Origin of the sequence: Streptomyces sp. NPDC000410 (genome assembly GCF_040300305.1) — a bacterium.
GTDB lineage: Bacteria > Actinomycetota > Actinomycetes > Streptomycetales > Streptomycetaceae > Streptomyces.
This window is the reverse complement of record NZ_JBEPDM010000003.1, coordinates 311,853-332,166: the sequence shown is the minus strand read 5'-3', so window position 1 is coordinate 332,166 and position 20,314 is coordinate 311,853. Positions and strand designations below refer to the sequence as shown.

General features: G+C 72.0%; 20 protein-coding genes. 8 read left to right on the top strand and 12 right to left on the bottom strand.

What is annotated here, in order from left to right:
* Positions 1–13: 13 nt before the first annotated feature.
* From ABT342_RS06905 to pdhA, 5 genes are all read right to left on the bottom strand, one after another.
* A complete protein-coding gene (locus ABT342_RS06905; protein ID WP_351568067.1) occupies positions 14–1,693 on the bottom strand; it encodes a molybdopterin molybdotransferase MoeA in 1,680 nt (559 codons plus the stop codon).
* Positions 1,690–2,544, bottom strand: a complete 855-nt coding sequence (locus ABT342_RS06900) for an NTP transferase domain-containing protein (protein WP_351568064.1) — start codon at positions 2,542–2,544, stop codon at positions 1,690–1,692. Before ABT342_RS06900 ends, ABT342_RS06905 begins: the two co-directional genes overlap by 4 nt.
* A 73-nt stretch (positions 2,545–2,617) precedes the next feature.
* On the bottom strand, positions 2,618–4,123 hold the full coding sequence (locus tag ABT342_RS06895; protein ID WP_351568061.1) for a dihydrolipoamide acetyltransferase family protein: 1,506 nt from the start codon (positions 4,121–4,123) through the stop codon (positions 2,618–2,620).
* Positions 4,123–5,145: an alpha-ketoacid dehydrogenase subunit beta gene (locus ABT342_RS06890; RefSeq protein ID WP_351568058.1), complete on the bottom strand. Its 1,023-nt coding sequence runs from the start codon at positions 5,143–5,145 to the stop codon at positions 4,123–4,125. The genes ABT342_RS06895 and ABT342_RS06890 overlap by 1 nt, the downstream gene beginning before the upstream one ends.
* Positions 5,142–6,293, bottom strand: a complete 1,152-nt coding sequence (pdhA, locus tag ABT342_RS06885; RefSeq protein ID WP_351568056.1) for a pyruvate dehydrogenase (acetyl-transferring) E1 component subunit alpha — start codon at positions 6,291–6,293, stop codon at positions 5,142–5,144. Before pdhA ends, ABT342_RS06890 begins: the two co-directional genes overlap by 4 nt.
* A gap of 214 nt (positions 6,294–6,507) precedes the next feature.
* Here pdhA and ABT342_RS06880 point away from each other — a divergent pair, with 214 nt between their 5' ends.
* The gene (locus ABT342_RS06880) at positions 6,508–7,035 is read left to right on the top strand and encodes an Lrp/AsnC family transcriptional regulator (RefSeq protein WP_351568158.1); all 528 of its coding nucleotides are present in this window, start codon (positions 6,508–6,510) and stop codon (positions 7,033–7,035) included.
* Positions 7,036–7,066: 31 nt separating this feature from the next.
* Here the strand turns inward: ABT342_RS06880 and ABT342_RS06875 are convergent, their stop codons facing one another.
* On the bottom strand, positions 7,067–7,660 hold the full coding sequence (locus ABT342_RS06875; RefSeq protein WP_351568055.1) for a TetR/AcrR family transcriptional regulator: 594 nt from the start codon (positions 7,658–7,660) through the stop codon (positions 7,067–7,069).
* On the bottom strand, positions 7,657–9,204 hold the full coding sequence (locus tag ABT342_RS06870) for a 3-hydroxyacyl-CoA dehydrogenase (RefSeq protein ID WP_351568052.1): 1,548 nt from the start codon (positions 9,202–9,204) through the stop codon (positions 7,657–7,659). Before ABT342_RS06870 ends, ABT342_RS06875 begins: the two co-directional genes overlap by 4 nt.
* A gap of 126 nt (positions 9,205–9,330) precedes the next feature.
* Here ABT342_RS06870 and paaN point away from each other — a divergent pair, with 126 nt between their 5' ends.
* Entirely contained in the window at positions 9,331–11,007 is a 1,677-nt protein-coding gene (paaN, locus tag ABT342_RS06865; RefSeq protein ID WP_351568049.1) for a phenylacetic acid degradation protein PaaN, read from the top strand.
* 110 nt (positions 11,008–11,117) lie between these two features.
* Here paaN and ABT342_RS06860 read toward each other — a convergent pair whose 3' ends face one another.
* From ABT342_RS06860 to ABT342_RS06850, 3 genes are all read right to left on the bottom strand, one after another.
* Complete coding sequence (locus tag ABT342_RS06860; RefSeq protein WP_351568046.1) at positions 11,118–11,780, bottom strand: TrmH family RNA methyltransferase; 663 nt, start codon at positions 11,778–11,780, stop codon at positions 11,118–11,120.
* Positions 11,777–12,952 (bottom strand): HTTM domain-containing protein, encoded by a 1,176-nt coding sequence (locus ABT342_RS06855; RefSeq protein WP_351568155.1) that lies wholly within the window; start codon positions 12,950–12,952, stop codon positions 11,777–11,779. Before ABT342_RS06855 ends, ABT342_RS06860 begins: the two co-directional genes overlap by 4 nt.
* A gap of 80 nt (positions 12,953–13,032) precedes the next feature.
* The gene (locus ABT342_RS06850) at positions 13,033–13,839 is read right to left on the bottom strand and encodes a DUF5819 family protein (RefSeq protein ID WP_351568043.1); all 807 of its coding nucleotides are present in this window, start codon (positions 13,837–13,839) and stop codon (positions 13,033–13,035) included.
* 143 nt (positions 13,840–13,982) lie between these two features.
* On the opposite strand from ABT342_RS06850, the gene paaA reads away from it, so the two are divergent.
* From paaA to ABT342_RS06820, 6 genes are all read left to right on the top strand, one after another.
* Complete coding sequence (paaA, locus tag ABT342_RS06845; RefSeq protein ID WP_351568041.1) at positions 13,983–14,981, top strand: 1,2-phenylacetyl-CoA epoxidase subunit PaaA; 999 nt, start codon at positions 13,983–13,985, stop codon at positions 14,979–14,981.
* Positions 14,978–15,268 carry a 1,2-phenylacetyl-CoA epoxidase subunit PaaB gene (paaB, locus tag ABT342_RS06840; protein ID WP_351568038.1) on the top strand — a complete coding sequence of 97 codons (291 nt, stop codon included), beginning with the start codon at positions 14,978–14,980 and terminating at the stop codon, positions 15,266–15,268. Before paaA ends, paaB begins: the two co-directional genes overlap by 4 nt.
* A complete protein-coding gene (gene paaC / locus ABT342_RS06835; RefSeq protein ID WP_351568034.1) occupies positions 15,265–15,981 on the top strand; it encodes a 1,2-phenylacetyl-CoA epoxidase subunit PaaC in 717 nt (238 codons plus the stop codon). The genes paaB and paaC overlap by 4 nt, the downstream gene beginning before the upstream one ends.
* Positions 15,975–16,469 (top strand): 1,2-phenylacetyl-CoA epoxidase subunit PaaD, encoded by a 495-nt coding sequence (gene paaD / locus ABT342_RS06830; RefSeq protein WP_351568031.1) that lies wholly within the window; start codon positions 15,975–15,977, stop codon positions 16,467–16,469. Before paaC ends, paaD begins: the two co-directional genes overlap by 7 nt.
* Positions 16,470–17,522, top strand: a complete 1,053-nt coding sequence (locus ABT342_RS06825; RefSeq protein ID WP_351568028.1) for a 2Fe-2S iron-sulfur cluster-binding protein — start codon at positions 16,470–16,472, stop codon at positions 17,520–17,522.
* A gap of 116 nt (positions 17,523–17,638) precedes the next feature.
* Positions 17,639–18,775 (top strand): acyl-CoA dehydrogenase family protein, encoded by a 1,137-nt coding sequence (locus tag ABT342_RS06820; protein ID WP_351568025.1) that lies wholly within the window; start codon positions 17,639–17,641, stop codon positions 18,773–18,775.
* Positions 18,776–18,830: 55 nt separating this feature from the next.
* Here ABT342_RS06820 and ABT342_RS06815 read toward each other — a convergent pair whose 3' ends face one another.
* Both ABT342_RS06815 and ABT342_RS06810 read right to left on the bottom strand, forming a co-directional pair.
* Positions 18,831–19,175, bottom strand: a complete 345-nt coding sequence (locus tag ABT342_RS06815) for a rhodanese-like domain-containing protein (RefSeq protein ID WP_351568022.1) — start codon at positions 19,173–19,175, stop codon at positions 18,831–18,833.
* A gap of 104 nt (positions 19,176–19,279) precedes the next feature.
* Positions 19,280–20,185 carry a hypothetical protein gene (locus ABT342_RS06810; protein WP_351568019.1) on the bottom strand — a complete coding sequence of 302 codons (906 nt, stop codon included), beginning with the start codon at positions 20,183–20,185 and terminating at the stop codon, positions 19,280–19,282.
* Between the last annotated feature and the right edge of the window lie 129 nt (positions 20,186–20,314).

Here is a 20,314-nt window from a genome sequence, read left to right as displayed (position 1 = left end):
TGGCCGGAAAGTTTCACGTGAAACACCCTTCCCCCGTCGCCGACCAGGGCAGATCGAGGACCTCCAGCTCCTGGCCGGCGTGCCCGCCGCCGGGCGGTACGACAGCGAGTCCATGTGCGGCCGCGATGCCCCGGAGCATCGCCGGACCCTGGTAACGCAACGGCACGAGCCGACCGCCCTGGTACACGACCGGCACCAGCCGGGTGTCCCTCGGATGACCGTGCACCTCGTCCCTCAACAATGCACGGCGCGGGGCCGGGGCCGCCTGCCCGGACATGCCGCGCAGCAGCGGCTCCGCGAGAGTCAGCAGCCCGGAGACGGCCGCGAGGGGATTGCCCGGCAGCCCCACCAGATACCGGCCCGGCGCGAGCCGGGCGATCAGCATCGGATGCCCGGGGCGCACGGCCACCCCGTCGGCCAACAGCTCGGCTCCGGCCTTGCGGAGCACCGGATGGACGTGGTCCACGGGCCCGGCCGCCGTGCCTCCCGTGGTGACGACGAGGTCGGCCTCGGAGGTGGTGACGGCACTGTGCAGCGCATCGGCATCGTCACCGATCCGACGGGTGGCCAGGACCTCGGCACCGAGCGCCCGGAGCCAGGGTCCGGCCATCGGGCCGAGCGCGTCGCGGATGAGCCCGTCGTGCGGCAGCCCTTCGGTGAGCAGCTCATCGCCGAGTACGAGAACCTCGACGCGCGGCCGTCGGACGGTGCGCAGCTCGTCGTATCCGGAAGCCGCGGCGAGGCCCAGGACGGCGGGAGTCACCAGCGTTCCGGCGGGCAGGAGTTGGTCACCGGAGCGGCATTCCTGGCCCCGCGGCCTGATGTCCTGACCGTGCGTCACCTGGTGCCGCGGATGGAGATGTCCGCTGCCGTCGGCGTGGGAGTGCTCACTGCGGATCACGGCGGTGGCGCCGAGCGGAATCCGGGCGCCGGTGGCGATGCGTACGGCCGTGCCGTCGGCGAGCGCCTCCGGCTCCCCGTGCCCGGCGAGGATGCCGCTTCCGGCGCTCTTCACCTTCCAGGGGCCAGGTCCTGAGACCGCCCAGCCGTCCATGGCGGAGGTGTCGAAGGACGGCAGATCGGTGAGCGCGACGAGAGGCTCGGCGAGCACCTGCCCGAGAGCCCGGTCGAGCGGTTCGTGCCGCGTACGGACCGGGACACCACGGCCGGCCCGCGCGGCGATGGCACGGGCCTCCTCCCAGGGGGTGGTGCGGTGCGACCCGTCGTCGGCACGTCGGGGGGCGGTGGGGCTGGTAGGGCCGGTGGGACTGGAGGGGCTCACCGTGGGGGCGGATGATCTTCTGCCGACGAGCGCGAGAGCGTCCTCCATGCCGTCCGAGGCCTCGTCGGCTCCGGTGTCCGCGCCGCGCTCCGGCGTCGGCGGCTGCGATGGTTCCGACGGCGGCTGGGCCGATCCCGATGGCCGCTGGGCCGGTTCCGGGCGGCTGTTCACCAGCCCGAGGACGTCCTCGATTCCGTCCCCGCTGTCGTGTCCCTGCGCAGGGCCGCGGGCGTCGCCGCCCGACGAGAGCCGCGACGAAGGCCGTTCGGGCTGCCGGCGTCGCACGAGGGCGAGGGCCTCCTCGATACCGTCGCCGCCCGTGAGGGGGCCGCCGTGCCCCGCACCCGGCGCCGGGGCGCCGGGCTGCCCGGCGGTGCCCGGAACGTCGAGTCGGGGGTTCTGCGCGGTCATGGCGTGCCGTCCGCCTCCGCCGCCCAGCGGTCGGCGAGCGCCGCGGCCTTGCGCGCCGCCTCAGCCACCGCCTGGGCACTGTCACCGCCCGCCTTGGCCGCCGCGTAGCCGACCAGGAACGTGGTGAGCGGCGCCGCCGGTCTGGCGACGCCGTGCGCGGCGTCGCGGGCCAGGTCCAGCAGCACTGTGGTGTCGACGTCGAGCTCGATGCCGAGTTCGTCCTTGACCGCGGTGATCCATTCGTCCAGCACGTTCCCATGCTCCCTGATCCGGGCACGAGCCGCGGCAACGTCCTCCCAGGTGTCGCAGTCGAAGGCGTCGAGCGCCCCCGCGGGAACCTGGTCGAGTTGCAGCTCCTGCGTGAGCAGCCGCAGCGGCAGCCCGGCGAGAGCACCGTACTCCGTGGCGAGCAGCGCCAGTTCACGGCGCAGCGGCTCGGTCCGGTAGGCCGCGACCAGGGGCTGGTCGCGGCCGTCGGCATCGGTGAGCAGGGCGGCTTCCCGCCCGCCCGCGTCCAGGGCGGCGAGCAGCTGCCGTACGGTCGCCTCCCCGAGGAACGGCAGATCGGCCGAGAGCACGAGGACCGTCTCGGCCTCGACCTGCCGCACGCCCGCGTCCAGGGCCGCGAGCGGCCCGCCGCCGGCCGGGGTCTCGCGCGCCCAGAACACCGGGTGCGCGGTGCCCCGCCGGTCCCCGACGACGACGGTGCGGCCGGCTCCCCTGCACGCCGCGAGCACGCGGTCGAGCAGCGTCCGCCCGCCGACGCTCACCCCGGGCTTGTCCGCCCCACCGAGCCGCTTGGCGGCGCCTCCGGCGAGCACGATCGCGTCGTACTCCGCATACGCAGTCACCCCAGCAGTATGGGCCGTGATCACCGATACGGAACCGGCCGGGGTGGGTCCGGCCCTCTCGGGCCGCGTGAGGCTACAGCGTGCGCAGGAGCACCGCCGGATTCTCCACGCAGTCGGCCACGTAGCGCAGGAAACCGCCCGCCGTGCCGCCGTCACACACCCGATGGTCGAAGGTGAGCGAGAGCTGCACGACCTGCCGGACCGCGAGCTCACCCCGATGCACCCAGGGCTTCGGCACGATCCGGCCGACCCCGAGCATCGCCGCCTCCGGGTGGTTGATGATCGGCGTGGAGCCGTCGACACCGAACACCCCGTAGTTGTTCAGAGTGAACGTGCCTCCCGTGAGGTCGGCCGGGGTGAGGCTGCCCTGCCGTGCCTTGTCGGTCAGCCTCGCGAACTCGGCGCTCAGTGACTCGGCGTTACGGGCATGCGCGTCCCGGACGACCGGAACGACCAGGCCACGGTCGGTCTGGGCAGCGAAGCCGAGGTGTACCCCGGGCAGCCGCACGATCTCCCTGGCGGCCGTGTCCACCCTGGAGTTGAGCTCGGGGAAGCGCGCGAGTGCGGCCGTACAGATCCGCGCGAGCAGGGCGATGACGGAGATCTTCGGCCCGCCCGCCGCGTTCAGCGCCGAGCGCGCCGCCATGAGCTCCGTCGCGTCCGCGTCGACCCAGCAGGTCGCGTCGGGTATCTCGTGCCGACTGCGGGACAGCTTCTCCGCCACGGCCCCGCGCACGCCGCGCAATGGGATCCGCTCCTCGGCGGGAGCGGCGGGAGCGGCGGACACGACCGGCACCGGCTGCGCCTCCGGCTCCGGTGCGGCGGGACGGACGGACTCCCGCACCGCGTGCTCCACATCGGCCCGCAGAATCAGCCCGTCGGGCCCGGACCCCCGCAGCGCCCGCAGATCGATGCCGTTCTCCCTGGCCAGCCGCCGCACCAACGGCGATATCACCGCCACGGGCCCTTCGACGGCGGGTCCACGCAGCCCCGCATCGGGCGCCGGGCTCTCCACCACGCTGTCCCACAGGGGCTCGGGAAGCGTGTGCGCACCGTTCGACCGCGCCCCGGCCCCCTGACCGGCCGTGTCCCACGAAGGCTCCTGCCCCACGAAGGCGGCATCCGCCCGATCCGTCCCGCGCGCCCCGGGGGCACCCGACGTGCGCGTCGTACCCGGCAGGGGCGTCGGCCGGATCCGGCGGCGCCGCGCCGCGGGCGCCCCCGTGCCGTAACCCACCAGCACATTGCCCGAGGACTCGTCCTGGGGGGCACCGCTCGCCCCGGAGGCAGCCGGGGCGGGGGCCGAGTCCCCCGAACCCCGCCCCGGCTCCGCCGGGCCCACCGCGACCGTCAGCAGCGGCGCCCCGACCGGCAGCTCCGTGCCCTCCTCGCCGAAGCGCGCGGTCACCACGCCCGCGTACGGGCACGGCACCTCCACCATCGCCTTGGCCGTCTCGACCTCGACGACCGGCTGGTCCACGGCGACGACATCGCCGACCGCGACCAGCCAGCGCACGATCTCCGCCTCCGTCAGCCCCTCACCGAGGTCCGGCAGCTTGAATTCGAGCACCTGGGCCATCAGCTCCCCGCCTCCCACTGCAGCCGCGCCACCGCGTCCAGCACCCGGTCCACACCGGGCAGATGGTGCCGCTCCAGCATGGGCGGCGGGTAGGGAATGTCGAAGCCGGCCACCCGCAGCACAGGCGCCTCCAGATGGTGGAAGCAGCGCTCGGTGACCCGAGCCGCTATCTCCCCGCCCGGCCCGCCGAACCCGGGCGACTCATGGACGACGACCGCCCGGCCCGTACGCCGCACCGACGCGCACACCGTCTCGTCGTCGAACGGCACGAGCGAGCGCAGATCGACCACCTCCAGGTCCCAGCCCTCGGCCCGCGCCGCCTCGGCCGCCTCCAGGCAGACCGGCAGCGACGGCCCGTAGGTGATGAGCGTGGCGCTGCGGCCCTGGCGCCGCACCACCGCCCGGCCTATCGGCTCCACGGCCGCCGGCGCCTGCGGCGACCAGTCCGACTTGGACCAGTACAGCCGCTTGGGCTCGAGGAAGACCACGGGGTCGTCCGAGGCGATCGCGGCCCGCAGCAGCCCGTACGCGTCGTCGACCGTCGCGGGCGTGACGACATGGAGCCCCGGAGTAGCCATGTAGTACGCCTCGGAGGAGTCGCTGTGGTGCTCGACTCCGCCGATCCCGCCGCCGTAGGGCACCCGCACCGTGATCGGCAGCGGCATCGCGCCCCGCGTACGGTTCCGCATCCGCGAAACATGGCTGATGAGCTGCTCGAACGCCGGATAGGCGAACGCGTCGAACTGCATCTCGACCACGGGCCGCAACCCGTACATCGCCATGCCGACGGCCGTCCCGAGGATCCCGGCCTCGGCGAGCGGGGTGTCCGTGCAGCGGTCCTCGCCGAACTCCTTCGCGAGCCCGTCCGTGATCCGGAAGACACCCCCGAGCGTGCCGACGTCCTCGCCCATGACATGGACCGACGGGTCTTCGGCCATCGCGTCGCGCATCGCGCGCTGGAGGGCCTGGGCCATGGTGGCGGGCTTGGCCTGCTTGGCGGCCGTAGCCGCAGCCGTGCTCATCGCGCGTCGCCCTCCGAGCCGTCCGTACCCTCGGCGTCCAGCTCTGCTCGCAGCTGCGCCGCCTGCTCCCGCAGCTGGCCGGTCTGCTCGGCGTAGACGTGCGCGAACAGGTCCATCGGATCGAGCACCGGGTCCGCGTTCATCCGCTCCCTCAGGCGCGCCGCCATCGTCTCCGCCGCCTCCGCAGCCGTCCGCTTGGTGTCCTCGTCGAGCAGCCCGCGTCCCGTCAGCTCCGCCTCCAACAGCCGGATCGGATCGTGCTCGCGCCAGGCGTCGACCTCGCTCTCGCCCCGGTACCGGGTCGCGTCATCCGCGTTCGTATGCGCGTCCATCCGGTACGTGACGGCCTCGACCAGGGTCGGACCGCCACCGCGCCGCGCCCGCGCGACGGCCTCGGACAGCACCTGGTGCACCGCCACCGCGTCGTTGCCGTCCACGAGACGGCCCGGCATTCCGTAACCGACTGCCTTGTGGGCGAGGGAGGGCGCGGCAGTCTGCTTGGCGAGCGGCACCGAGATCGCGAAGCCGTTGTTCTGCACGAGGAAGACGACCGGCGCCTGCCATACCGCGGCGAAGTTCAGCGCCTCGTGGAAGTCGCCCTCGCTGGTGCCGCCGTCGCCGACCATGGCGAGCGCGACGACGTCGTCGCCCTTGAGGCGCGCCGCGTGCGCCAGGCCCACGGCGTGCGGCAGCTGGGTGGCGAGCGGGGTGCACAGGGGCGCTATGCGGTGCTCGCGCGGGTCGTAGCCGGTGTGCCAGTCGCCGCGCAGGAGCGTGAGGGCCTGGACGGGATCGAGGCCGCGGGCCACGGCCGCCAGGGTGTCCCGGTAGCTGGGGAAGAGCCAGTCGTGGGCCTGAAGGGCGAGCGCGGCTGCGACCTGGCACGCCTCCTGGCCGGTGCTGGACGGGTAGACGGCGAGCCGGCCCTGCTTGGTGAGCGCGGTCGCCTGCGCGTTGTACCTGCGGCCGCGCACCAGCTCGGCGTACAGCCGCAGCAGCAGCTCGGGGTCGGTCCCGGACACGTCCTGCGTACCGAGAATCCGGTACGGCTCGGGGTCCGGGAGCAGCGGCGCGGGGTCGGTGCGCGGCTTCCACGCCGGCGGCGGGGTGGGCCGGTAGGCGCCACCCGGCCGCTCTTGGACCGACATGCTGCTCTTCTTCAACGCGAGCACCTCCTCGTGGGAGCGGGCATAAGGACCCGTGAAGGGCGCGGAGTGTGGGGCGCCTCACCTACCGATTGTTCGGTCGTGGGCGCATTTTGGCTACAGGCACCTTCAGCCTGTGGACAAACGGTTCTCCACAGCCTGGGATAGGAGCAGGTCGTCCATGGCAGAAAGGCGGGGGGACGTGACAGCTGAACAAATGGCCGACGGCGGGGACAGCACCGTGTACGAGGTCGTGAACGGGTCCTTCATCGGAGCGGACCAGGGCCCACCGCCCCGCCCGCTCGACGCGATCGACCGCGACATCCTCCGCATCCTGCAGACCGACGGGCGCGCCTCGATACGCTCCGTGGCCGAGCGGGTGCACGTCTCGCGCGCCAACGCGTACGCCCGGATCAACCGGCTCATCGACGACGGCGTGATCCGCGGGTTCAGCGCCCGGGTGAACCACGAGCGCGCGGGGCACGGCGCCTCCGCCTACATCACCCTCAAGATCGTGCAGAACTCCTGGCGGACGGTGCGCGAGCAGCTCCAGGCGCTCCCCGGCGCCGCCCACATCGCTCTGGTCAGCGGCGATTTCGACGTACTGCTGCTCGTCCACACGCCGGACAACCGCACCCTGCGCGAACTCGTCCTGACCAAGCTCCAGTCGATCCCCGAGGTGCTCTCCACCCGGACGCTGCTGGTCTTCGAGGAGACCGATCTGGACCCGGACCACACCTCCTGAGGTGTGGTCCGTCCCGGCCCTCAGAGGCTGGTCACGGACCCGTGCGCAGCCCGTCGAAGGCGAGCCGTACGACCGCGTCGGCGACCTGATCGCGGTCGTACCCGGCGCCGGCCTGCGGCCGGTACCACTCCACCAGGGAGTTGACCATGCCGAACAGCAGCCGGGTCGCCAGCCTCATGTCCATGTCGGCGCGCAGATCCCCCTCGGCCGCGGCGGCCTTGAGCAGATCGGCGACCCGGTGGTCGAACTCACGGCGCCGTTCCAGCGCCCAGCGCTCGGTCCTGGTGTTGCCGCGCACGCGCAGCAGGAGGGTCACGTAGGGCAGCTCGGCCATCAGCACCTCGACGGTGCGCCGCGTCACGTACTCGACGCGCTCTATGGCTCGCCCGCGCACCGCCCCCGGCTCGTCGAGGATGCCGAAGAGCCCGTCGAGGGCGCGGCTGACCGCCCGGCGCAGCAGCTCCTCCTTGCCCGCGACATGGTGGTATATCGACGACTTGGAGATCCCCGCGGCCTTGGAGAGGTGCTCCATGGAGGTGCCGTCGTAACCGCGCTCGTTGAAGACCCGGACGGCGACGGACAGCAGCGTCTCCGGCGTGTACGTGTCGCGCTTGGCGGTCGTCATGAGGCCTGCTCCCCCGTCCGGACGTACGACTGGCGATAGAGCCCCAGGGACGGCGCGTAGCGGCCGGTGGGCACGCGTTCGTGGAGCTCGTCGAGCAGCTCGTGCGCCCAGGAGCGGCCGAGCCTGCGGCCCCATTCGACCGGGCCGACAGGATAGTTGACGCCGAGCCGCATCGCCGTGTCGATGTCCTCGGCGGAAGCGACGCCCTTGGCGACGGCGTCGGCCGCGAGGTCCACGAGCATCGCGACCGTCCGCGCGACGATCATGCCCGGCACGTCGCCGATGACACTCACGTTCTTGCCGAGGGCCTGGAACAGGCCGATCGACTGCCGCAGCGTCTCCCACCCGGTGACCTCGGACGCGGACAGGGCGATCCGGGTCGCCTTCCGGTAGTCGAGCGCCAGGTCGAAGTAGACGACATCGCGGAACTCGGCGGACGTCTGGCCGTCGGCGAGCGCCAGCTGCCCGCCGCTCGGCAGCAGGATGCGGGTCCCGCGGTCCTCGTCCTCCTCGTGCACGGTGATACCGGCCTCGCGGAACAGCTCGACCAGCTCGCCGGCCGGACCCAGGTCGCCCTCCACGGTGATGTGCGGGGGCGGCTCGGTGGGCGGAGCGGTGTGCGGCACGGGCCGCTCGGCCCCGGTCTCGTACGAGAACCAGCCCTGGCCCGACTTGCGGCCGAGGCGTCCGGACTCGACCAGGCGGCGCTGGGCGAGGGACGGTGTGAACTTCGGGTCCTGGAAGAAGGACTCCCACACGGAACGGGTCACCGCCTCGTTCACGTCCTGCCCGATCAGATCGGTGAGCTCGAAGGGGCCCATCCTGAAGCCGCCCGACTCGCGCAGCACGGCGTCGATCGTGGCGGGGTCGGCGCCCCGCTCCTCGTACACCCGCAGGGCCTCGGCGTAGAAGGGGCGCGCGATGCGGTTGACGATGAAACCGGGGGTGTCGGCGCAGCGCACCGGGGTCTTGCCCCAGGCTTTCGCCGTCCGGTAGGCGCGCGTGGCGGCGGTCTCGTCGGTGGCGAAGCCGCTGACGACCTCGACGAGGGGGAGCAGCGGGGCCGGGTTGAAGAAGTGCAGTCCGACGAACCGGCCGGGCAGGCGCAGAGCACCGGCGATGGCGGTGACGGAGAGGGAGGAGGTGTTCGTGGCGAGGAGGCAGTCGTCCGCGACGATCTTCTCCAGCTCGGTGAAGAGCTCCTGCTTGATGTGCAGTTGCTCGACGACGGCCTCGATGACGAGCGCGGCGTCGGCGAGCTCGGTGAGCTCCGTGGCGGGGTGGAGCCGGCCTCGGGCCACGTCGCGTTCCGCTGCGTCCAGACGCCCCTTCTCGACCAGCCGGTCCAGACGGCCGCCGATCGCGTCCGCGGCCTGCTGTGCGCGCTCGGGGACCGCGTCGTAGAGACGTACGAGGTGGCCGGCGACGAGCGCGACCTGGGCTATGCCCTGGCCCATGGTGCCGGTGCCCACGACGGCGACGGCGCGGCTCGTCGCGATGGCATGGCCGGCACTCGTGGCGGTGGCGGCGTCGATGGCGGTCATGAGTGTGATCCTCCCCTACAAAAGTTGTCCACAGGTTCTGCGGGGCCCTCTTGTCCCGACCGATCGTTCGGTTAATCTAACCCTGTCCGCGTTTCCCTGCCCAGCTCATCGAGGAGTTGGTCTTTCATGCAGCTGACCGAGACCCACCGGCCCACGCTCGACCAGGCCCTCGACGCGATCCGCTCGCGGGCGTACTGGTCACCGCACCCCGAGCACCCGAAGGCGTACGGCGAGACCGGCGCTGCCGACGGGCTCGAGGCCTACAAGGCCCTGCTCGGCAAGCGCTTCGAGCTCGACCAGCCCGGCACCGACGGCTGGACCGGCGGCGAAGTGTCGCCGTACGGGCCGGAGCTGGGCGTCGAGTATCCGCACCCGGACCTCGAAGTCCTGCTGCCGGCGATGCGCGCCGGCATGGCGGCCTGGCGCGATGCCGGCCCCGAGACCCGCGCCCTGGTCTGTATCGAGATCCTTTCGCGCATCGGAGCACGGACGCACGAGTTCGCGCACGCGGTCATGCACACGAGCGGCCAGGCGTTCATGATGGCCTTCCAGGCGGGCGGCCCGCACGCGCAGGACCGCGGTCTGGAGGCGGTGGCGTACGCCTACCAGGAGCAGACGCGCACCCCCGCCGCGGCCGACTGGAGCAAGCCGCAGGGCAAGCGCGACCCCCTGGAGCTGCGCAAGGCCTTCACCGCGGCCCCCCGCGGCATCTCCCTGCTGATCGGCTGCAACACCTTCCCGACGTGGAACGGCTACCCCGGCCTGTTCGCCTCGCTGGCCACCGGCAACCCCGTCCTGGTCAAGCCGCACCCGCGCGCCGTCCTCCCGCTGGCGATGACGGTCCGGGTCGCGCGCGAGGTGCTGGCCGAGGCGGGCTTCGATCCGAACCTGGTCGCGCTGGCCGCCGAGCGCCCCGGCGAGGGCATCGCCAAGATCCTCGCCGTCCGGCCCGAGGTCAAGATCATCGACTACACGGGCTCCACGTCCTTCGGCGACTGGCTGGAGACCAACGCCCGCCAGGCCCAGGTCTACACGGAGAAGGCCGGCGTCAACACGGTGGTGATCGACTCCACCGACAACTACAAGGGAATGCTGTCCAACCTGGCGTTCTCCCTGTCGCTCTACAGCGGCCAGATGTGCACCACCCCGCAGAACCTGCTGGTCCCGCGCGACGGCATCGCGACGGACGCCGGCCACAAGTCGTACGACGAGGTGGTCGCCGACCTGGCCGCCGCGGTGGACGGTCTGCTCGGCGACGACGCCCGGGCGAACGCGCTGCTGGGCGCGCTGGTCAATCCCGATGTGAAGGCCCGGCTGGAGGCGGCGTCCGCTCTGGGCGAGGCGGCCCTGGCCTCGCGCGAGGTCACCAACCCCGAGTTTCCGCAGGCCGTGGTGCGTACGCCCGTGATCGTCAAGCTGGACGGCGCGAGGAAGTACTGGGACGGTGCCGAGGACGAGGCGGCGTATCTGTCGGAGTGCTTCGGTCCGGTGTCCTTCGCGGTGGCCGTCGACTCGACGGGCGAGGCGCTGGAGCTGCTGCGTCGCACGGTGCGCGACAAGGGCGCCATGACGGTCGGGGCGTACACGACATCGGCCGACACCGAGCGGGCGGTCGAGGAGGTCTGCCTGGAGGAGTCCGCGCAGCTCTCGCTCAATCTGACCGGTGGGGTCTACGTGAACCAGACGGCGGCCTTCTCGGACTTCCACGGCTCCGGCGGGAACCCGGCGGCGAATGCCGCGCTGTGCGACGGCGCGTTCGTCTCGAACCGCTTCCGCGTGGTGGAGGTCCGCCGCCAGGCGTGACGAAGCCCGGCGCCCGCGTCCCCCGTGCCTCGGTCGGGGCGCGGGGACCGGGCCGGGGCCCGGCGGGCGGCTCACGGCTCAGGCCGTCAGGGCCGGGGCCTGCTGGCGGCTCAGGCCGTCGGGCCCGGGATCTGGGCGTACCGCTGCACCCACGCGTGCATCGCGATCGCGGCCGCCGCTCCCGCGTTGATCGAGCGGGTCGAGCCGAACTGGGCGATCGAGCAGACCATCGCGGCGTGCTCGCGGGCCTCCTCGGTCAGCCCCGGCCCCTCCTGCCCGAACAGGAGCACGCACCGCCTGGGCAGCTCGGTGCGCTCCAGCGGGACGGCGCCCGGCAGATTGTCGATCCCGATGATCGGCAGCTGCTCGGACAGCGCCCAGGCGGTCAGCGACCGCGTGTCCGGGTGGTGGCGGACATGCTGGTACCGGTCGGTGACCATCGCACCGCGCCGGTTCCAGCGCCGCCGCCCCACGATGTGGATCTCCTTGGCCAGGAAGGCGTTGGCGGTGCGCACCACGGACCCGATGTTGAAGTCGTGGCCCCAGTTCTCCACCGCCACGTGGAAGTCATGGCGGCGGGTGTCCAGGTCGGCGACGATCGCCTCCCGCGTCCAGTACCGGTACTGGTCGGCCACATTGCGCCGGTCCCCGTCGGCGAGCAGCTCGGTGTCGTACCGAGGGCCCTCGGGCCAGGGGTGCGGATGGGGTCCGACGCCGACCTCGTGGCCGTAGCCGTCGTCGTACTGCACGGGTGCCTGGGTCTCGCTGCTCACCCGACGAGGGTACGTGCGGGCTGCTCCTCGGGGGTACCGCGTGGCCCGGGCACCGGCTGCCGCCGGCGCAGCAGCCGGTCCCGCCCGTAGGCGGCCCGGGCACCGAGCCACAGCAGGAACGCCGTCGGCAGGAAGACCGCGTCCGCGGCGATCATCGCGAGCGAGAAGAAGGGGAGGCCTAGCAGCACGGCGATGCCGGCGTGCTCCAGCATCATGGCCACGAGCAGGACGTTCTTGACCTTCCGGTTGAACAGCGTGAAGGGGAAGGCGACCTGCACGATGACCGTCCCGTACGTCAGCAGCATCACGATCAGCCCGCTGGCGGCGAGGATGTCCGAGAGCGCCGGCCAGGGCGTGAAGTAGTCGAGCTTGAGCGGGTAGTACAGCGCGCTGCCGTCCTGCCAGCGCGAGCCCTGGATCTTGTACCAGCCGGCGGTGGCGTAGATCAGGCAGACCTCGGCCATGATCACGACGAGCGCGGCGTTGTGGGTGAGATTGGCGAGGATGTCGAGCAGCGTGCGCGGCTCGCTGCCGGGCGCGTAGCGGTTAACCGCCCACCAAACACCGTGGATGATCCACAGCCCCCAGAGCAGGACGGGGATCCACCATTCCCCGCCGATCCGGTCGACCACCGTCCCCAGGAGGAGGACCACGCCGAGAACCGACCACAGCACCGGTCCCGCCGCATCCCGTACCCGGGCCTGCCCGCGCGCGGCGGCACGGCCCCTCCTGCGGGCATCGAGTGACCACACCTGACCGCAGCGCGTCAGCACGAGATAGATCGCCATCAGGTGGATCACGTTGTCGCCGCCGTCGCCCATGAAGATGGACCGGTTCTGCAGCGACAGCACGCCGACCAGGAAGAGCACGGACATCGTGCGCGTGCGCCAGCCGAGCATCAGCAGCGCGCTGGAGAGTACGGCGAGGGCGTACACGACCTCGAACCAGACCGTGCTGTCGGACCACATCAGCACGGTGAAGGCGTGGTTGTTGGCGATCAGCTGCTGGGCCATGTCCCAGCCCCACGGGCTCTCGGGCCCGTACAGCTCCCGGCGGTAGGGCAGCTCGCGCAGCAGGAAGAGCAGCCAGGTGGCGGCGAAGCCGATCCGGACGACCGCGCTCTGGTACGGGCCGAGGGCGGACGAGGTCACGCGGTGGATGGCGCGTGCCAGCCTGCGGTCGACCGGCTCACGGTCGAGGGGCGCACGGTCACGGGGCGCGCGGCCGAGCGGACCGTGCTCGAGGGTCTGGGTCACTTGCCGGCCTCCGTGCCGCCCATGGCGTCGTCGCGTATGCCCATGGGCAGATCCGCGCTGGTCACCGTCCACCAGGGCAGCACCCGGTAGTACGGCTTGGTGTCCGTCTTCTCCTTGCTCCACGCCGGTGCCGCGACGGAGCGCGTGACGGCGCGCAGCTGGATGCGCTCCACCCTTCCGCCGAGGTCACGGCCGTCAAGGCGCAGCATGACGATGCGGCGGACGTAGCGCTCGGAGAGCTGGCCGCGCAGACCGTTCGGCCGGTTGTCGTCGGTGTGCGAGTTGGCGTAGAAGTCCCAGCCCCTGCGCAGTTCGTTCTGGTGGACGTGGCTGGGGAGGAGATTGCCGCGGATGTCCTCGCCGTCCTCGGCCGAGAGGTCGATCCACTCGGTGGTCCTGCGGCCGCCGTCACTGCCGGCGATCTCCGCGCGTGCCTGGACGGCGATGTTCTGCTGCAGTGGGTTGGGGGCGAAGAGCTTCCAGTTCTGCTCGAACTCGGGGTAGATCCACTCGTCGATCGCCTTGCCGTGCTGCTTGGTCACGGTGTTGGAGGGCGCGACATGCAGAAAGACCATCCCCAGATGGACGCAGCCGAGGACGCCGATGAGCGCGAGGGCGACCGCCGCCACCACCTGGTACGGGAGCGAGAGGCTCGCTATCCCGCCCTGCGTACCGCCGTCGTCACGGGCATCGGTCCCGCTGCGCGCACCGGCCTCACCAGGGGCACCTGCCCCGCCGCGTGCGCCACCGTCGCCCGAAGGCGCCTCGTCGCGCCTGGCGCCCTCGTTGCCGTACGAGTCCATCCCGCCCCGATCCCCATCGGTCACTCGGTTCGCTCGGTCACCCGGTCGACCGCTCACTCAGTTATCCACAGGGTTGACACCCTACGGGCCTCAGACTCACCATTGAAGCCATTCAACCGAACGATCGGTCGGTAGGGGATCTGATGACAGCGCTGCCAGCAGTGACTCCAGAGACGACTGTGGCGATGACGCCCCAGGAGCGGTTCGACGCTGCTGTGGCCGCCGACGAGCGCATCGAGCCGCGCGACTGGATGCCCGACGACTACCGCGCCTCGCTGGTCCGCCAGATGGCCCAGCACGCCCATTCGGAAATCATCGGCATGCAGCCCGAGGCGAACTGGATCACGCGCGCGCCCTCCCTGCGCCGCAAGGCGATCCTCATGGCCAAGGTGCAGGACGAAGCCGGCCACGGGCTGTATCTCTACAGCGCGACGGAGACCCTCGGCACCGGCCGCGACGAGCTGCTCGACAAGCTCCACTCCGGCCGCCAGAAATACTCGTCGATCTTCAACTACCCGACCCTGACCTGGGCGGACGTCGGCGCGATCGGCTGGCTGGTGGACGGCGCCGCGATCACCAACCAGGTGCCGCTGTGCCGCTGCTCCTACGGCCCGTACGCCCGCGCGATGGTCCGGATCTGCAAGGAGGAGTCCTTCCACCAGCGCCAGGGGTACGAGCTGCTGCTCACCCTGTCCCGGGGCACCGCCGCGCAGCACGAGATGGCGCAGGACGCGGTGGACCGCTGGTGGTGGCCCTCGCTGATGATGTTCGGCCCGCCGGACGACGCGTCGGCGCACTCGGCTCAGTCCATGGCCTGGAAGATCAAGCGGCATTCCAACGACGAGCTGCGCCAGCGCTTCGTGGACATCTGCGTCCCCCAGGCCGAGGCGCTGGGCCTGACCCTCCCGGACCCGGATCTGCGCTGGAACGAGGAGCGCGGGCACTACGACTTCGGGGCGATCGACTGGGACGAGTTCTGGCAGGTCCTGAAGGGCAACGGCCCCTGCAACGACCAGCGGATCACCCAGCGCCGCAAGGCCCATGAGGAAGGCGCCTGGGTCCGGGAGGCGGCCGCGGCCCATGCCGCGAAGACGACCCGGGCCGGCAAGCGCGACGAAGAGCATGTGGAGGCGACGGCATGAGCAGCTCGACCGACTGGCCACTGTGGGAGGTGTTCGTGCGCTCCCGCCGCGGGCTCTCGCACACCCACGCGGGCAGCCTGCACGCGCCGGACGCCGCGATGGCGCTGCGCAACGCCCGCGATCTCTACACGCGCCGCAGCGAGGGCGTCTCGATCTGGGTCGTGCCCTCCACCGCGGTCACCGCCTCCTCACCCGACGAGAAGGACCCGTTCTTCGAGCCGGCCGCCGACAAGCCGTACCGGCACCCGACCTTCTACGAGATCCCGGAGGGGGTGAAGCACCTGTGACGACCGCCGTGAACACCGCCGCACTCGCGCTGGGCGACGACGCTCTGGTGCTCTCGCACCGGCTGGGGGAGTGGGCCGGGCACGCCCCGGTCCTGGAGGAAGAGGTCGCGCTGGCCAATATCGCGCTCGATCTGCTCGGACAGGCCAGGACCCTGCTCTCCATGGCCGGCGACGAGGACGAGCTGGCATACCTCCGCGAGGAGCGCTCCTTCCGCAACCTCCAGCTGGTCGAGCAGCCGAACGGCGACTTCGCGCACACCATCGCGCGCCAGCTGTACTTCTCCACGTTCCAGCGGCTGCTGTTCCGGCAGCTGGCGGCGGGGGACGGCGCATTCGCGGCACTGGCGGCGAAGGCGGTCAAGGAAGTCGCCTACCACCAGGACCACGCCGAGCAGTGGACCCTGCGGCTCGGCGACGGCACGGCCGAGAGCCATGAGCGGATGCAGCGGGCGTGCGACGCCCTGTGGCGGTTCACCGGCGAGATGTTCCAGCCGGTGGAGGGCCTGGACGTGGACCCATCCGCGCTGCGCGTGGAGTGGCTCGAGTCGGTGACGGCCGTGCTGGGGCGAGCGACGCTGCGGGTGCCGGACACGGCGGACACCGGAGCCTGGTCGGCGGGCGCCGGGCGGCAGGGGCTGCACACGGAGCCGTTCGGGCGGATGCTCGCCGAGATGCAGCATCTGCACCGCAGTCACCCGGGGGCGTCATGGTGACCGACACGCCGCTGGAGGCCGAGCTGCGCAGGCTGGCCGGGTCCGTGCCCGACCCCGAGCTGCCCGTGCTGTCGCTGGAGGAGCTCGGAGTGCTGCGCGGGGTGCAGATCCTCGGCCCCGGCCGGGTCGAGGTCGAGCTCACCCCCACCTACACCGGCTGCCCGGCGATCGAGACGATGACGTCGGACATCGAGCAGGTCCTGCACGACCATGGGATACCGGACGTTTCGGTCGTCAAGGTGCTCTCACCGGCCTGGTCGACGGACGACATCAGCGCGGAGGGCCGGCGCAAGCTCGCGGAGTTCGGGATAGCCCCGCCCCGGCCCCGCGCCACGGACGGGTCCGTCCCGCTGACGCTTTCGGTGCGCTGCCCGCACTGCGGCTCCACGGACACGGAGCTGCTGAGCCGGTTCTCCTCCACCGCGTGCAAAGCGCTGCGCCGCTGTGTGGCCTGCCGTGAACCGTTCGACCACTTCAAGGAGTTGTAGATGTTCCATCCGCTCCGGGTCAGCGGCGTCGAGCGGCTGACGGACGACTCGGTGGCCGTCACCCTCACGGTCCCGGCCGAGCTGCGCGACGCCTTCCGCCATACGCCAGGCCAGCACATCGCCCTGCGCCGCACGGGGCCGACCGGCGAGGAGATCCGCCGTACGTACTCGATCTGCGCCCCGGCAGCCCCCGCCGGCGAGGATCCCGTACTGCGCGTGGGCATCCGGCTGGTCGACGGCGGCGAGTTCTCCACGTACGCGCTCAAGGAACTGTCCGTCGGGGACACCGTGGAGGCCATGCAGCCGACCGGCCGGTTCGTCCTGGCGCCGCGCGCCGGGCACTTCGCGGCGATCGTCGGCGGCAGCGGCATCACGCCGGTGCTGTCGATGGCGGCGACGCTGCTCGCCCGCGAGCCCCGGGCGCGCTTCTGTCTGATCCGCAGCGACCGCACGGCGGCGTCGACGATGTTCCTGGAGGAGGTCGCCGACCTGAAGGACCGCTACCCGGACCGCTTCCAGCTGGTCACCGTGCTCTCCCGGGAGGAGCAGCAGGCGGGATTGCCGTCGGGGCGGCTCGACCAGGAGCGGCTGATGGAGCTGCTGCCCGCGCTGCTCGCGGTGCCGGAGGTGGACGGCTGGTTCCTGTGCGGACCGTTCGGGCTCGTCCAGGGCGCGGAGCGGGCGCTGCGCGGACTGGGCGTGGACCGGAGCCGCATCCACGAGGAGATCTTCCATGTGGACGAGGCCCCCGCCCCGGCCCCGGCCGCCGCACCCGCGCACAGCACGCTGACGGCGACGCTCGACGGCCGCTCGGGCAAGTGGCCGGTGCGGGAAGGGGAGTCGCTGCTGGAGACGGTGCTGCGGTCCCGCTCCGACGCGCCGTACGCCTGCAAGGGCGGGGTGTGCGGGACCTGCCGGGCGTTCCTGGTCGCGGGAGAGGTCCGGATGGACCGGAACTTCGCCCTGGAGCAGGACGAGACGGAGGCGGGTTATGTCCTGGCCTGCCAGTCGCATCCGGTGACGTCCGAGGTGGAGCTGGACTTCGACCGCTGACCCTTGCCGCTGACCGCGGCGGACGGCACGGTCGGCGCCATTCCCTTCCGCTAGAACCTGTTCTATCTTGACGATCCGTCAGATCAGGCAGGACCGGTGCGCGGGAGGACAGGGCTGTGGACTTCACCTTCACCGAGGAGCAGCAAGCGGCCGTCGAGGCGGCGAAGGCCGTCTTCTCGGGCGTGGCGCCCGACGGGGTGCCGAGCCCCGCGCTGACCGCGGGTGCGGTGGCCGACGAGTTCGACCGGCCGCTGTGGGCCAGGCTCGCGGGTGCCGATCTGCTGAGCCTGGTGCTCGCCCCCGAGCACGGCGGGGCGGGCCTGGACCCCATCGCACTGTGCCTGGTGCTGCGCGAGTCGGCCAAGGTGCTGGCCCGGGTACCGCTGCTGGAGACGAGCGCGGTCGCCATGGCCGTACAGCGCTTCGGCAGCGCCGGGCTGGGCTCCACCGTCCTCCCCCGGATCGGCCGCGGAGAACTGGTGCTGACCGCCGGGGCCAATGGCCGCACCGGCCATGACCCCGCCGAGCTCGCCGTCACCGCCCGCCGCGAAGGCGAGGTCTGGGTCCTCGACGGGGTGCAGACAGCGGTGCCCTGGGCTCAGTGCGCCGATCTGATCGCCGTTCCCGCGCACAACGCCCACGGCCGGGCAGTCCTGGCCCTCGTACCCCGCACCCATGGCGGCCTGTCGCTCGCCGAGCAGATCTCCACCACCGGCGAACTACTCGCCGAGGTCCGGCTGGACTCCGTCCGTCTCGAGAGCGAAGCGCTGATCGAAGCCGACGGGGCCTGGGAGTGGCTGCGCGGGCTGCTCGCCACGGGGACCTGTGCCCTGGCACTCGGCCTCGGCGAGCGCGTGCTCTCCATGACGAGCGAATACACCAGCAAGCGCGAACAGTTCGGCTTCCCCGTCGCGACCTTCCAGGCCGTGGCCGTCCAGGCCGCCGACCGGTACATCGACCTGCGTGCCATGGAGGCGACCCTGTGGCAGGCCGCCTGGCGGATCGGCAGCGGGGCGGGAGGGGCCCTGCCCCCCGCCGGGGACATCGCGGTCGCGAAGATCTGGGCGGCCGAAGGCGTACGCCGTGTCGTCCAGACCGCGCAGCATCTGCACGGCGGCTTCGGCGCCGACACCGACTACCCGCTCCACCGCTACCACGCCTGGGCCAAACAGCTGGAGCTCTCACTCGGCCCGGCCGCGGCCCATGAGGAGGCTCTGGGCGACCTGCTCGCCGCCCACCCGCTGGGAGCGTGAGGACGGGAAGAGGGCGGGCGGGAGAAGGGCTACGGCCTGATCCGAAAGGCAGGCCCTAGAGGACGAAGCCCGGGGTTCCGTCCTTGGTGATCACAGGGCGTCCGGCGGCCTCCCAGGCCTGCATCCCGCCGTCGATGTTGACGGCGTCGATGCCCTGCTGCACCAGGTACTGGGTGACCTGGGCGGACCGGCCGCCGACCCGGCACATCACATGGGCACGGCGGCCCTCGGCAACGGCCTCGGTGACCTCACCGAAGCGGGCCACGAAAGCGCTCATCGGGATGTGCAGCGCACCCTCGGCATGACCGGCCTCCCACTCGTCGTCCTCCCGGACGTCGAGCACCAGACCGTCGGCCGGGACAGCCTCGGCGTCCACCGAGGGGAGCGGGGCGAAATTCATGGGGCTTGCCTTCTCTCGTACCGACGGGAACACGGACGACGCGGTGATGGGTGTACCTGAAAAACCTACTGCACCGGGGTGCTGCACCGGACTGCTGCGCCGGACTACTGCATCAGGCCCGCCAGCTCCCTCTCGCGCTCGGCCACCTGCGCCAGCAGCTGCTCGGCGATCTCCTCCAGCAGCCGGTCCGGGTCGTCGGGCGCCATCCGGAGCATCGCGCCGATCGCGCTGTCCTCCAGCTCCTTGGCGACCAAGGTGAGCAGCTCCTTGCGCTGCGCCAGCCACTCCAGGCGGGCGTAGAGCTCCTCGCTCTCGCTGAGCCGGGGAGGCTGTGGCGCGGGCCCGGCCTCCCACTCCTGCGACAGCTGGCGCAGCAGAGCCTCGTCGCCCCGCCCGTACGCGGCGTTGACCCGGGTGATGAATTCCTCCCGGCGCGTGCGCTCCGACTCCTCCTGGGCCAGGTCCGGGTGCGCCTTGCGGGCGAGCTCGCGGTAGAGCCTGCGGACCTCCTCGCTGGGCCGCACCCGCTTCGGCGGCTGCACGGACTGGTCGGTCAGCATCGCGGCGGCCTCCGGCGACAGACCGTCCGAGTCGATCCAGTTGTGGAAGAGCTCGTCGACGCCGGGCATCGGCATCACCATGGCCCGCGCCTCCTGCGCCTTGCGCAGATCTTCCGGGTCGCCGGTGCGCGCCGCGCGGGCCTCGGCGATCAGGGCGTCCAGCTCGTCGAGCCGCGAGTACATCGGGCCGAGCTTCTGGTGGTGCAGGCGGGAGAAGTTCTCCACCTCGACCCGGAAGGTCTCCACCGCGATCTCGAACTCGATCAGCGCCTGCTCGGCCGCGCGCACGGCCCGCTCCAGGCGGGCCTCAGGCCGCTGATCACCAACATCACCGGCCGCCTGCTCGACCGGCTCGTCCTGCGCACCCTGCACGTTCTGCTCGTCCACGCGGTGATCGTCCTGCTCGTCGTCGTTCCGGGCCGTCGGGCTCCCGGGAGCGTCCTGGGTCACCTGCCCAGCGTATGGCAGAGCGCCCTCGGGCCCGGCGGGCGGCCGCCGCCGCCCCTCGGGCAGCCGGACACCCGGCCCGGCGACCGGCCCTCAAGCCGGGCCCCGGGCCTTGTGGCCCGGGGTGACGCG

Excerpts from the sequence above, each read along its gene's own strand:
- paaN (WP_351568049.1), top strand. The coding sequence starts at position 9,331 with ATGCAGCTGACCGAGACCCACCGGCCCACGCTCGACCAGGCCCTCGAC.
- ABT342_RS06825 (WP_351568028.1), top strand. The coding sequence starts at position 16,470 with ATGTTCCATCCGCTCCGGGTCAGCGGCGTCGAGCGGCTGACGGACGAC.
- pdhA (WP_351568056.1), bottom strand. The coding sequence starts at position 6,293 with ATGTCGGTCCAAGAGCGGCCGGGTGGCGCCTACCGGCCCACCCCGCCG.
- ABT342_RS06880 (WP_351568158.1), top strand. The coding sequence starts at position 6,508 with ATGGCCGACGGCGGGGACAGCACCGTGTACGAGGTCGTGAACGGGTCC.
- ABT342_RS06850 (WP_351568043.1), bottom strand. The coding sequence starts at position 13,839 with ATGGACTCGTACGGCAACGAGGGCGCCAGGCGCGACGAGGCGCCTTCG.
- paaA (WP_351568041.1), top strand. The coding sequence starts at position 13,983 with ATGACAGCGCTGCCAGCAGTGACTCCAGAGACGACTGTGGCGATGACG.
- ABT342_RS06870 (WP_351568052.1), bottom strand. The coding sequence starts at position 9,204 with ATGACCGCCATCGACGCCGCCACCGCCACGAGTGCCGGCCATGCCATC.
- ABT342_RS06905 (WP_351568067.1), bottom strand. The coding sequence starts at position 1,693 with ATGACCGCGCAGAACCCCCGACTCGACGTTCCGGGCACCGCCGGGCAG.
- paaD (WP_351568031.1), top strand. The coding sequence starts at position 15,975 with ATGGTGACCGACACGCCGCTGGAGGCCGAGCTGCGCAGGCTGGCCGGG.
- paaB (WP_351568038.1), top strand. The coding sequence starts at position 14,978 with ATGAGCAGCTCGACCGACTGGCCACTGTGGGAGGTGTTCGTGCGCTCC.
- ABT342_RS06895 (WP_351568061.1), bottom strand. The coding sequence starts at position 4,123 with ATGGCCCAGGTGCTCGAATTCAAGCTGCCGGACCTCGGTGAGGGGCTG.
- ABT342_RS06890 (WP_351568058.1), bottom strand. The coding sequence starts at position 5,145 with ATGAGCACGGCTGCGGCTACGGCCGCCAAGCAGGCCAAGCCCGCCACC.
- ABT342_RS06815 (WP_351568022.1), bottom strand. The coding sequence starts at position 19,175 with ATGAATTTCGCCCCGCTCCCCTCGGTGGACGCCGAGGCTGTCCCGGCC.
- ABT342_RS06875 (WP_351568055.1), bottom strand. The coding sequence starts at position 7,660 with ATGACGACCGCCAAGCGCGACACGTACACGCCGGAGACGCTGCTGTCC.